The organism is Flagellimonas oceanensis (assembly GCF_003992595.1).
GTDB lineage: Bacteria > Bacteroidota > Bacteroidia > Flavobacteriales > Flavobacteriaceae > Flagellimonas > Flagellimonas oceanensis.
Genome location: NZ_RZNA01000022.1, coordinates 86386 through 98143, shown reverse-complemented (window position 1 = coordinate 98143; position 11758 = coordinate 86386). Strand labels below are relative to the sequence as shown.

General features: G+C 45.0%; 9 protein-coding genes and 1 tRNA gene. 6 read left to right on the top strand and 4 right to left on the bottom strand.

Translation table 11 applies throughout. The annotated features are described in order from the left end of the window. Positions 1-5: 5 nt before the first annotated feature. The gene (locus EO132_RS06835) at positions 6-449 is read right to left on the bottom strand and encodes a thioredoxin family protein (protein ID WP_127137171.1); all 444 of its coding nucleotides are present in this window, start codon (positions 447-449) and stop codon (positions 6-8) included. A 113-nt stretch (positions 450-562) separates the two neighbouring features. Between EO132_RS06835 and EO132_RS06830 the strand changes: the two genes are divergently transcribed. From EO132_RS06830 to EO132_RS06820, 3 genes are read left to right on the top strand one after another with little or no spacing between them, the layout of a single operon-like run. Then, on the top strand, positions 563-1084 hold the full coding sequence (locus EO132_RS06830) for an RNA polymerase sigma factor (RefSeq protein WP_127137170.1): 522 nt from the start codon (positions 563-565) through the stop codon (positions 1082-1084). Positions 1085-1127: 43 nt separating this feature from the next. Then, on the top strand, positions 1128-2048 hold the full coding sequence (locus EO132_RS06825; RefSeq protein WP_127137169.1) for a FecR family protein: 921 nt from the start codon (positions 1128-1130) through the stop codon (positions 2046-2048). A gap of 3 nt (positions 2049-2051) precedes the next feature. After that, on the top strand, positions 2052-4616 hold the full coding sequence (locus tag EO132_RS06820) for a TonB-dependent receptor plug domain-containing protein (protein WP_127137168.1): 2565 nt from the start codon (positions 2052-2054) through the stop codon (positions 4614-4616). Between the two features lie 55 nt (positions 4617-4671). Here the strand turns inward: EO132_RS06820 and EO132_RS06815 are convergent. Next, positions 4672-4753 (bottom strand) — tRNA-Leu (locus EO132_RS06815). A 160-nt stretch (positions 4754-4913) separates the two neighbouring features. Here EO132_RS06815 and EO132_RS06810 point away from each other — a divergent pair. From EO132_RS06810 to pth, 3 genes are all read left to right on the top strand, one after another. Next, on the top strand, positions 4914-5855 hold the full coding sequence (locus tag EO132_RS06810) for a ribose-phosphate pyrophosphokinase (protein WP_127137167.1): 942 nt from the start codon (positions 4914-4916) through the stop codon (positions 5853-5855). A gap of 19 nt (positions 5856-5874) precedes the next feature. After that, on the top strand, positions 5875-6513 hold the full coding sequence (locus EO132_RS06805; protein WP_127137166.1) for a 50S ribosomal protein L25/general stress protein Ctc: 639 nt from the start codon (positions 5875-5877) through the stop codon (positions 6511-6513). 86 nt (positions 6514-6599) lie between these two features. Continuing rightward, on the top strand, positions 6600-7229 hold the full coding sequence (pth, locus tag EO132_RS06800; protein WP_127137165.1) for an aminoacyl-tRNA hydrolase: 630 nt from the start codon (positions 6600-6602) through the stop codon (positions 7227-7229). Positions 7230-7232: 3 nt separating this feature from the next. Here the strand turns inward: pth and EO132_RS06795 are convergent, their stop codons facing one another. Further along, positions 7233-7913: a hypothetical protein gene (locus EO132_RS06795; protein WP_127137164.1), complete on the bottom strand. Its 681-nt coding sequence runs from the start codon at positions 7911-7913 to the stop codon at positions 7233-7235. After that, on the bottom strand, positions 7910-11701 hold the full coding sequence (locus EO132_RS06790) for a zinc-dependent metalloprotease (protein ID WP_127137163.1): 3792 nt from the start codon (positions 11699-11701) through the stop codon (positions 7910-7912). The genes EO132_RS06795 and EO132_RS06790 overlap by 4 nt, the downstream gene beginning before the upstream one ends. Between the last annotated feature and the right edge of the window lie 57 nt (positions 11702-11758).

Here is an 11758-nt window from a genome sequence, read left to right as displayed (position 1 = left end):
TATTCTTAGAAAGAGTTCAACTTGTTGAAATAGGCCTTTGGACTCGTTTTTTCGTAACCGGATTGTCCCAAAACTTTTCCAGATGGATCCAAGACCACCACATACGGGAAATAACCATTGGGATTGTATTTTGACGCCAAGGATTTATTGTGCGATTCCTGTGCTTCGGACAATTGGTTCTTTTTCCTTCTGGGGAAATCGGCCTTGAGCATCACAAAATGGTCCTTTGCCAAGGCTTGGAATTCACTGGAACCCCAAATCTCACGATCCAACTTGATGCACGGCGCACACCAATCGGAACCTTGGAAGACCAGAACAATGTTCCTATCGTTTTTTCGGGCCATTTCCTTGGCCTTGTCAATACTTGTCAGCCAATCTTGGGCCATAATTTCCTGAAAGGCAAAGAGGCAACAGATGACCAAGAACGCAAACCATTTTTTGTTATCCATAATCTTGATATTAATTTCTTTTTCCATTACTTAGACAGCCAAAAGACGGAGCACCCTATTTTTTTCTAATTATTTTTGTGATTCACACAAAGTAGTTTCGCCCAAAACAGACCATGAAAGAGGAAGAGCCATCCATTTGTGAACAAAAAAACTATGATCGAATATTCCGCACCCACTATGAGGGCGTGACGCGATTCGTGTATTTTAAATGTGGAGACCTTCAACAAGCCGAGGATATCGTTCAGGATGTGTTTTTGAAACTTTGGAAATTGTGTTCCACCGTCACTTTTTCCAAGGTAAAGGCCTACTTGTTCAGAGCGGCCAATAACGCCTTCCTGAATGAAAGGGCGCATGAAAAAGTTGTTTTGAAACACCTGAAAAGCACGGCTCCTTCGGTTGACAATGAAAGTCCCGAATATTTGTTGCAGATGGATCAATTTCATGAAAAACTGAAACAGGCCATGGCTTCATTGCCACAAAGGGAAAGGGAAGTCTACCTCATGAGCAGGGTAGAGAAGAAGACCTATGCGGAAATCGCGGAGATCTTGGGACTTGGTGTCAAGGCCATTGAACGAAGGATGGGCAAGGCTTTGTTGATTCTAAGGGACAATCTTGGAAAAGAATTGAAATTTTAATAGGGTAAACGATTGTTTAACTGTCAATTAAATAGGAGAGCGAATGCCTATGAAAGAAAAATACGCCAATGAGGAATTTTTGGCCCGATGGCTGGCGGGGGAATTGAGCGATGAGGAGCTGGCTGGGTTCAGGGCATCCGATGTCCATAGGGAGATCATGGCCATCGACAAAGCCGCCAGATCTCTTTCCGGCCCTAAGATCGATGTGGAAAAGGCACTCTCCCTCGTTACTTCAAAAAATCAAAAGGCACAGAATAAACCCAAAGTAAAACGTTTATGGGCATTTACTGCAGCAGCAGCCTGCATTGCGATACTTTTTGGGGGCTACATCTATTTTTATGGCACCAAAACCTATTCCACCGGCATTGGCGAAAAAGAGACTGTTCTTCTCGCAGATGGGTCCATTATTGAGTTAAATGCCAATTCGACATTGTCCCACAGGAGATTCAATTGGCAAGAAGACCGGGCCGTGGATTTTGACGGCGAGGCTTTTTTTGATATTAGATCAGGTAAGGATTTCACGGTAAGGACACCCAGGGGGACCATTACCGTTTTGGGAACCCGATTCAACATCAGGAACCGTGGGGATTTCAAGGTTGAATGCTATGAAGGAACCATAGTGTATGTGCCATTGAGCGAAAACCGAACGGATACAGAGCTTACCCAAGGAACGGAAATCCAATTGATCGATGGGGAAATCCTTCAAAGGGAAATTCCCCACAGTTCCCCTGATTGGAAAAATGGATTCTCTTCCTTTTCAGGGCGACCGCTCTCCGAGGTACTGGACGAACTTGCCCTGCAATATCCCATTGGATTCAATTCAGGTGCTATTGATGTCAATCGGAAATTCACGGGGAAATTCACCCACGATAACCTTGAAAACGCCCTGAAGACCACTTTGGAACCCATGGGCATCAAATATCATATTTCTAAGGACAAAAGAATCATTACCTTGTCCGAATAAGAAATGAGGTGTTTTATAACCGTATTGCTGTTCCTATTGGGCATGCCTTTGTCACATGCCCAAGAAAACCTATTCTACGAGTTTGGGGATACCCCTTTGAAAAAGGTCATTCAGCAACTAGAAAGTGAAACGGGAACCAGTTTCTCCTACGCCGAGGACCTCGTTGGGGACAAGAACATCACCGCATTGGTGGAGGGTTTGACCTTGGACGAGGTTCTCGGTATTCTTGAAGCACAATCGGGATTGCGTTTTGAAAAGATAAAGGGACGACCCCAGGTCATCATTGTGCCCGTTTCCCAGGAGAATGGAATCTCCATCTACCTTTTGGACCACGACACACGACTGCCCATATCCGAAGAACAAGTGGTGGTGGACTCCAGTTTGACCATGGAAAGCGATAAAAGGGGCCGGATCCAGCTCAAGGATATCGGCAGACCGGAATATCGCTTGGAAGCCACCGGATACCATCCAGCCCTGATATCGGCAAAAGGCACAAGCGCCTCCGTATACCTTAAGGCCGTTTACCGCGAGCTCAAGGAGGTCGTGGTAACATCATACATTACCACGGGGATCGACAGAAATCGCGATGGATCCCTTACCCTTTCCCAAAAACCATTGGGACCAATACCGGGGCTGACCTCGCCGGATATCCTGCAGAGCATACAAATGATTCCAGGTGTGGCCTCATTGGACGAATCGGCCTCTGGCATACAGATACATGGGGGGACATCGGACCAGAATTTGGTGCTGTTCGACCATATCCGGGTATTCAACACGGGGTACCTGTATGGTATGTTGTCCAGGTTCAACCCCTATGCCACGAAAGAAGCGACCATTTTCAAAACAGCCACCAGTGCTGTTTATGGCGACCGGGTTTCTGGAATCATCAATATCAACACCGATGACAAGGTCGCCCAAAGACCATCCGGGGGGATTGGAATCGATGGACTGAGCGTGGATGGGTACATCAAGGTCCCTGTGTCCAAAAAATCATCTTTGTCGCTTTATGCCAGGAATGCCTATCTGGACATTTTCAAGACCCAGACCTATGAGGCCTATTCAAAGAAAATCTTCAGCAATTCGGGCCCGATTTCCGATAGCAACGGGAACCCGTTGAACGTGAGATCCGATGACAGCTACACCTATGACACCAGTAACAGTGAGTTTCGGTTTTACGACATCAATGCAAAATATGTCTACCGGCCCTCGGGGAAGAACAAACTTTCTGTAAGCGCATTGATGACCAGAAACCGCACCCTGTTTTCCTTCCATAACGATGGTGAGACAAAAAGGGATTCCCTGACCACGGGAAATGGAGGTGTGAGTATCAACTGGAAACACCAAACCTCCCCTAGACAGACCGATCAGATCACCACTTACTTTTCATCCTACGATTCGTACTACCGAAATTTGGAGCTATATGGCAGGGAATTGGAGGAAACCAATACCAGGGGCAACAGAATCAGTGATTTTGGACTGGAGCTCAAATCGGATAGAACTTTAAGGAACAACGACCTGTTGAGTTTTGGATATCAACTCTCCAACACCAATTTGGAAATCGACCTGGGCCATGTATCCAATTCCAATCCCTCTGAAAACATCGACCTTCCCGTACAGGACAGTAACTTGAAGAATGCGCTCTTTGGGGAATACAGCATGCGAAAAGATAATGGTGCCCTGGTCAAAATGGGGCTCCGGGCGGTCCATTATGGGAGTTTGGCCAAACTGTACCTTGAGCCTAGATTGAATATAGAGATACCTCTCAGCAGATCCCTCCGGGCACGAATGGGACTGGAAAGAAGAAACCAGCCCATTTCGCAATTGATCGAGTTCAACCAGACCGAGCTCAGGTTGGAGAACAATCTTTGGAGACTCTCCGACAATGCCGATTACCCCATACTGCAGAGCAACCAGTTTTCGACAGGTATCCTTTTGGACGGAAATGGCTGGACCTTTGATGCTGAAGCATACTATAAAAACCTGTCTGGGCTTACCTCCCATAGCCAAGGTTTCCATCTGCCCCAACCCGTCCTTGCAAAAGGCAGAAGCCATATCATGGGCTTGGACATCCTTTTGAAAAAACGCATCCGAAATTACCGGTTTTGGATTGGCTACGCCTTGAACAATGTGGATTTCACCTTTGATGGGATCCAAGAGGAAAGCTTTTCCGGGAACAATGACATACCCCATAGTTTTAGGGTATCCAATAGTCTGACCATCAAAAACCTCAAGCTTTCCTTGGGATGGCAATATCGCAGCGGAACACCATTTACCCCGATAAAAAATTATAGCGAGGAAACCCACACGGTTACATTTGAACCTTTGAACAGCGGCCGTTTGCCCAATTTCCATAGACTGGATGCCTCTTTGACCTATGATTTTGCAATCCAGCGCAAATCCACCAAAGTCCAATTGCGCCTTTCCGCCCTGAACATCTATGACCGTATCGTGCCACTTGCCATTATCCACAGGACCACCCAACAAAACGACGGACTGCTCTTGGAGCAGGTCATTCAAAGAAAATCCTTGGGCTTTACCCCGAATCTTGCCCTTAGATTGTTTTTCTAGATACAGAGGAGAGGGGCATAAAAAAACCCCGACAATCCTGTCGAGGTCTTTCTCGTACCTTGGGAGGGAATCGAACCCTCACTCCCGAAGGAACTGGATTTTGAATCCAGCGCGTCTACCAGTTCCGCCACCAAGGCATCGGTACCACATTTTCAAATGCGAGTGCAAAGCTAAAAAAATAATTTTATATAACACCAAAAAATACTTCGATTTATCCTTTAGCAACCCGATTTAATTCTTAAATTTGCACCTCCTTAATTATAAGTACTTTAAAACGCTAGTTAACAAGAGATTGTAATGGCCTATCAAGTTCCGGAACCTAAAATCTTTGCTTGTACCCAAAGTGTTGAGCTGGGCAAGAAAATCGCTGCTTCCTATGGCGCGGAATTGGGAAAAGTCCAATTCTCACGCTATAGCGACGGCGAGTTTCAACCTTCTTTCGAGGAATCCATCCGGGGAGCACGCATTTTCATCATCGGTTCCACCAATCCAAGTTCGGAAAACTTGATGGAAATGTTGTTGATGTTGGATGCCGCCAAGAGAGCCTCTGCAAGACACATTACCGCTGTTATGCCCTACTTTGGTTGGGCCAGACAGGATAGAAAGGACAAGCCCCGTGTTCCCATAGCCGCTAAATTGGTGGCCAAAATGTTGGAAACCGCAGGGGCCACAAGGATCATAACCATGGACCTGCACGCAGATCAAATCCAAGGCTTCTTCGAGAAACCCGTGGACCACCTGTTCGCCTCCACCCTTTTCTTACCCTATCTAAAAGGCTTGAATTTGGACAATCTTTGTATAGCATCCCCCGATATGGGTGGTTCCAAAAGAGCATATGCCTACTCCAAAGCACTGGAGTGCGATGTGGTCATCTGTTACAAACAAAGGGCCAAGGCCAATGTAATTTCCCACATGGAACTCATTGGTGATGTAGAAGGCAAGAATGTGGTTTTGGTGGACGACATGGTCGATACCGCTGGAACCCTTACCAAAGCTGCGGATTTGATGATGGAAAGAGGAGCAGCAAGTGTACGTGCCGTCACAACACATGGATTGCTGTCCGGAAAAGCATACGAAAGGATTGAAGAATCAAAATTATCGGAATTGATCGTGACCGATTCCATCCCGATAGATAAAGACAAAAACAAGATACAGGTATTGTCGTGTGCCGACCTTTTTGCAGATGTAATGCACAGGGTCCACCACAACACATCAATATCTTCAAAATTTTTAATGTAAATCAATTTAATATATAACAATGAAGTCAATTACAATCAAAGGATCCCAAAGAGAAAGCGTGGGCAAGGTTTCTACCAAAGCCTTACGTAATGCTGGAAAGGTCCCTTGCGTGCTTTACGGAGGGGATAAACCAGTGCATTTTTCAGCTGATGAAATCGCGTTCAAAGACTTGGTGTACACCCCAAATGCGCACACCGTGGTAATTGAATTGGAAGATGAAAAGTTTGCCGCCGTAATGCAGGATATCCAATTCCACCCTGTCACGGACAACATTCTTCACATAGATTTCTATCAATTGTTCGAAGACAAGCCAATCACCATGAGAATTCCAGTACGTTTGGAAGGAAACTCTCCAGGTGTTAAAAACGGTGGACGTCTGCTTTTCAGAAAAAGAAAGCTTTCCATTCGTGCATTGCCCGATTTGCTTCCGGATTTTATCACCATCGATATTTCCAAGTTGAGAATCGGTCAGACCATTGCTGTGGAAACCGTTCTAAACGACGATTACACATTCTTGCACCCTGATAGCACCGCTATCGTTCAGGTTAAAGCTTCCAGGACTTCTGTTGACGAAGAGCTTGAAGATGAAGACGAAGAAGGTGCAGAAGGAGAAGCTACCGAAGGTGGCGAAGCTCCAGAGGCGGAAGCTGCGGAATAACACTTTCTAAAATGTAACAAGAGCATCCCTTTTTACTTAGGTATTTGGGATGCTTTTGTATTTTTAGACAAATCATTACACAGCCGATGCTCCATTTTATAAAGCAACTTTTTGGCTCATCAAAACAACTATTGCAAGAAACCGACCCCATGAAGAAATTTTTGATCGTTGGTCTAGGAAACATTGGAACCGAATATGACGAAACCCGTCATAACATCGGGTTCAAAGTCCTTGATTTTTTGGCGGAACAAGAGGCCTTTACCTTTGAAAGTGCCAAATTGGGTGCCGTGGCCACATTTAAGCACAAAGGAAAGAGCGTGGTCTGCCTTAAGCCATCCACTTACATGAATTTGAGCGGAAAAGCGGTAAAGTATTGGATGGAAAAGGAAAACATACCTCTGGACAATGTTTTGGTCATAACCGACGACATCAACCTACCCTTTGGGTCCATCAGATTGAAGGGCAAGGGAAGTGATGGCGGACACAATGGGCTCAAGGATATCCAAAATGTTCTACAGACCACAAAATACAACCGTTTTAGGTTTGGTGTCGGTGCCGATTTCAGCAAAGGCAAACAAGTGGACTATGTCTTGGGCAAATGGGACGATGATCAACAAAAGGCCATGCCCGAGCGTCTGGAAAAATCCACGGACTTAATCCGTTCCTTTGTGTTTGCCGGTGCAAAGAACACCATGAACCAATTCAACGGCACATAATCACTAAAGCACTTTAAAGTCGAATACCCCGGATATTGAGGTGTTCCCCTCCAAATCCGTAGTGACCACCCTCCAATAATAAACGGTTCCCGATTCAACACTTACCGGCATCTCCATATTGGATGTTTCTCCAATTGATGTCGTTGGTGGATTCGTGTCCGATAAAAAGACCTCAAAAGTGTCGATATCGTTATCCACATCTCCTCCTGACCATTCCAAGAGCACTTCGTTGGCAATATCCCTTTGCACTGTTGAACCGGACAAAGGACTTACCAATTGCGCGGGAAATGGAGCATAAGTGGTTTGGGATCCCGCATTATAGAACAACCATGTTTGGCTTGAAGCCACTTGATCGGATGTGGTATTAAGGGACGTTACCGACCATGCATACGGGGTTCCTTTGGAAACCGTGACACTTGCGGAAGTTGACGCTGTATTTATGGTTTGAGTAACATTGGTCTCTAAATTCAAAACACTCAATCTATAACTTTCGGTATGATTGGATGCCCTCCATTGAAAAGTGATCTGTGTAGAGTTCTGATTGATTTCCACTCCAGTAGTGCACTCTGAATTTTCTTCGGGAAAAATCAATTCCGCTCCTTCAGGGGCAGGTGGCGGACCATCATCCCCTCCACATGAGACCAATAAAACCAATATGGATAGCCAGATTATATTCCGAATCATCTTTTAATAAGTTTAAACATTTCTTTTACACCTGCTTTCTCAACTCCTAGATAATAAATCCCCTTGGGAAGATTGGACAAATCCAATTGCAGGTCTTCTCCTGAAACCCTTCGGTTCTCCGTTCTGACCAACCTACCATTAACAGTGAATATTTGAATACCAACAGTTCCCTCAAAACCACCTAGATAAACTTCGGTTACCGTATCCACAGGGTTTGGGGAGATAATAGGCCTTGAAGAATAAAACAAGGTCTTTTCAACCACACCTTGACAAGGCAGGTTGGAATACACTCTCAAGGTATTCACACCTTCCTTCAAATCAAGCTCGATTTTTGATGCTTCTGTTTGCGTGACCAATCCATTGAGCTCCACATTGTAAAATGAAGCACCGCTCATATCCACACTTAAGGTACCGGAATCTGTTACGGCCTCAATGTCCAATATATCGGGCTGTGTGATTACAGCTTCAAAACAGACCTCCTGATAGGTTATCAATCCATTGGTTCCCGTAATGCAAAGGGAATATTCCCCTGCGGTCAAATTGGAAAAGGTTTGGGAATCCGTAAAATCAAATGACTCAGGGTCGCTTCCACCATTCAAAACCGCAGTATAGGTAATGGATGTATCAAAAGGAGTGATTGTTATCGACCCATTGTTACTGCTTCTGCATGTTTCGCTTTCTATTTCAACCTCAAAATTGTCCGACGCAAATCGATATATGGCACAACCGTTCGTATTCACCTCCACTCCTTTGGGCGTACCCAAGCATAAATCGTCCCCATCATCAAAAACACCGTCCTCATCATCATCGGGACGATAACTTCCCTCAATACAAATATCCAGAGAAAAATCAATCAAATTCCCTCCATCATTTGCTGCCGTGTCCTGTATTTCCAAAACCCACTCCCCTAAAATAGACTCTCCCTTTAGCGAAGCCAGCGACCCCAATGGGGCAACCGTTCCAGAAATCGCAGGATCGTCCCCGCACACAATTGCGGTCCCGTCATCATCAAAAGTTGCATTGATATTATCGGTATTACCACATGTATTTGAAATCAAGGCCACCCGCGTTCCTGATGGGGATATCAATGTAATGATAAGATCCTCCAAGTAGGTGTGCTCCAACTCTAAGTTTATATTCACATCGGATATCGGTAGGTCTTCCACAAACAGAATGGATGAGGTTACCGTGGGCGTCCCTGAAGAGGAAATCAATAATGGCAAATCATTGGCCTCTTTACTTTTGCAATCCACGGAGGATGTCACAAAACTCTGTTCGGTTCCAAAAGTACCGGTTCCACAGCCATTGGATGGACGTACTCGCCAAAAATATTCGGTTTCCGGATCTAACCCGGTAGTTTTGTAATTTGTAAATGGAGTGGAAGCAGATTCCACAATATCAGTGAACCCAGCATCGGTAGCTACCTCTACATCATAATTTGAATACAACGGATTAGCTTCCCAGCTCAGTTCAGCACCTAAAGAAACCCCGATTTCCCCATCGGCTGGAGATAACAAAGCTACATCTGAGAAGGTCCCATCTTGAATGGTCAACGTAAGGGTGACGCTTTTGGTCACAGATGCCGAAGTAGCGTTTACAACAACATCATAAACACCCGGAGCAACACTATTGGTATTGGACAAGGTCAATTCAACCGCGGTTTGATCGGAATTTGCATCGACTGGCGAAAAATTTGCCGATAATCCTACGGGGACATCAGCAGAAAATGTGGAATTCTCATTGAATCCTCCATAGCTTTCATATACAAAAGGGATTACCAAATCATCTGGCTGGCATACTTCATAATCCAAACTTTCAAAATTCAGCACCACCTCAGATTCCTCAATGGTAAAGTCAGTACTATTGACCGCAAAGAAGATATTATCACTGGCCTTGACCATTATTCTAGCCGTGCCTGTCACATTTCCCGGTAAAAGCATTTCTTCGGAACCATCATTCGGGGTGTCTTCCAATAGGGTAATGGGAAAAGTAAGCCCACCATCCAAAGAAAGAAGGACATCTACATTTTGGGCTTCTATGGGGACGATATCTGTGTTTGCCACATCCCAGTTGATTTCTTGTACAGAACCTGCCTGATAAACCTCATTCGCTGCTTGCGAAGTCACCACAAAAGGACCTGCAGCTTTGATGACCATTACATCCAACACATCGGAAACCACCTGCCCACCTCCTTCTGCATTGTCTCGAACAGTGCAGGCAAAGCTAAGGGTTCGCTCTATATCCGAAACGCTCTCCCATGCACCTCCTGTTAAGGGATTTGTTTGGGTAAGATCTCCTTGAGCCACACGGGATAGTCTTGGAAAATATCGTCTTGGTTCTGTTGAAGGTGGCAGCGATCTAAAGTTGGCACCATTTGGATTTATGGGGCCGAAAGAAGCGCTGGTTACCAGACCATCATTTATTTGTTCCCATGCATAGGTAAGTACATCGCCAACGTCTGGATCGGTTGCATTACCTTCCAATACAAAAGCGGTCCCTCTTGGGATAATAAAATCTTCGACCGGGGTCAATACAGGCGGTGAATTGGCCAAAACTTCGGTTTGGGCACATGAAGTGGTCGCCAAATAGGTCGAAATCTGAAATATGCTATTATAATGAAAGTAATCATCACCTTGGGATGCCACGTTGTTACCTGGAACGATTCCTGCGTAGCCCATTATGGTACTGCCGCTTCCAGGTTCTGCCTGGACGCCCGTTCCCTCGGATTCGAACGACCACGTATGATTGGCCCCAAATTGATGCCCTAGCTCGTGTGCTACATAATCAATGTCAAAAACATCACCCTGTGGAACGTTGGCCGCAGAAAAAGCACTTCCCTTTTTATTGTCCACACAAACTGCGGCAATAAACCCTGCATTACCGTTATCCAAACCTTCGCCAACCTGATGAAAAAGATGCCCCACGTCGTAATTCTCCTCGCCAATCATTGAAGTAATCGTGCTTTGCACCTCCGAATTCAAACTATCATCATAAGGATCTGTGGTGGCATTGGTATAAATAATTTCGTCATTGTTGGCTATCAATTCCAATCTTACTCCCAAATCCGTTTCAAAAACTTCGTTGACACGGGTTATCGTCGCATTGATTCCCGCAAGTGCATCTTCCACGGTGCCACCCATTTCCTGGGTATATTCTCCCGATGCGGAAACTGCGATTCTATACGTGCGCAACAACTGGTCATCCACCAATGGAACAATGGTCTTTGCCGTAGTGCCCGAAGATTTATCGCCAGCACCGAACAAGTCCTTACTGGTTTCACAAATAAAATTCATTTTTGATGAAAGCCCCGGGTCCTCATACAAAACGTACGTGTTCGGTTTATTGGAAACAGGTTCCATAAAAGCGGTTTTGTTGTTCTGCAAATCCACGATCATGGTTTGAAGACCTTTGTGCGAACTACTGAGTTTTACTCTGTATTTTCCATCAGAACTTATACCTGTATACGATTTAATATTCGGGTATTTTTTGGCAAGATCAGGGTGGAATACGGGAGTCTCCTTTAAATGGAAAGGAACAACGTCTCCATCGCTGTTGGGCAGATAAACCATACGTTGATTCCCTTTGGAAGTGGAAAAAGAATTCATTTCCTTGGAAAAACTTGCTTTGTCCAAGGACAAAACCTTTGTAGCCCCCGATATATCACTCAGGGAAGCACTTCGTAGGTTGGACTGTTTGGGCGCTGTTTTCCAATAACCTTGCTGCCCGTAAATGCAAAAGCAGCTAAAAAATATGGTTATTGAAAAAACAAGATGTAATTTAGCTTTCATACACGGTTAGGGCATAGTATAATTTCAAATGTAAGCCTTTTTTTATTTCTTTATTGC

What these genes read in the sequence shown, in the direction of transcription:
- EO132_RS06835 (WP_127137171.1), bottom strand. Translation starts at nt 449, where the DNA reads ATGGATAACAAAAAATGGTTTGCGTTCTTGGTCATCTGTTGCCTCTTT.
- EO132_RS06830 (WP_127137170.1), top strand. Translation starts at nt 563, where the DNA reads ATGAAAGAGGAAGAGCCATCCATTTGTGAACAAAAAAACTATGATCGA.
- EO132_RS06825 (WP_127137169.1), top strand. Translation starts at nt 1,128, where the DNA reads ATGCCTATGAAAGAAAAATACGCCAATGAGGAATTTTTGGCCCGATGG.
- EO132_RS06820 (WP_127137168.1), top strand. Translation starts at nt 2,052, where the DNA reads ATGAGGTGTTTTATAACCGTATTGCTGTTCCTATTGGGCATGCCTTTG.
- EO132_RS06810 (WP_127137167.1), top strand. Translation starts at nt 4,914, where the DNA reads ATGGCCTATCAAGTTCCGGAACCTAAAATCTTTGCTTGTACCCAAAGT.
- EO132_RS06805 (WP_127137166.1), top strand. Translation starts at nt 5,875, where the DNA reads ATGAAGTCAATTACAATCAAAGGATCCCAAAGAGAAAGCGTGGGCAAG.
- pth (WP_127137165.1), top strand. Translation starts at nt 6,600, where the DNA reads ATGCTCCATTTTATAAAGCAACTTTTTGGCTCATCAAAACAACTATTG.
- EO132_RS06795 (WP_127137164.1), bottom strand. Translation starts at nt 7,913, where the DNA reads ATGATTCGGAATATAATCTGGCTATCCATATTGGTTTTATTGGTCTCA.
- EO132_RS06790 (WP_127137163.1), bottom strand. Translation starts at nt 11,701, where the DNA reads ATGAAAGCTAAATTACATCTTGTTTTTTCAATAACCATATTTTTTAGC.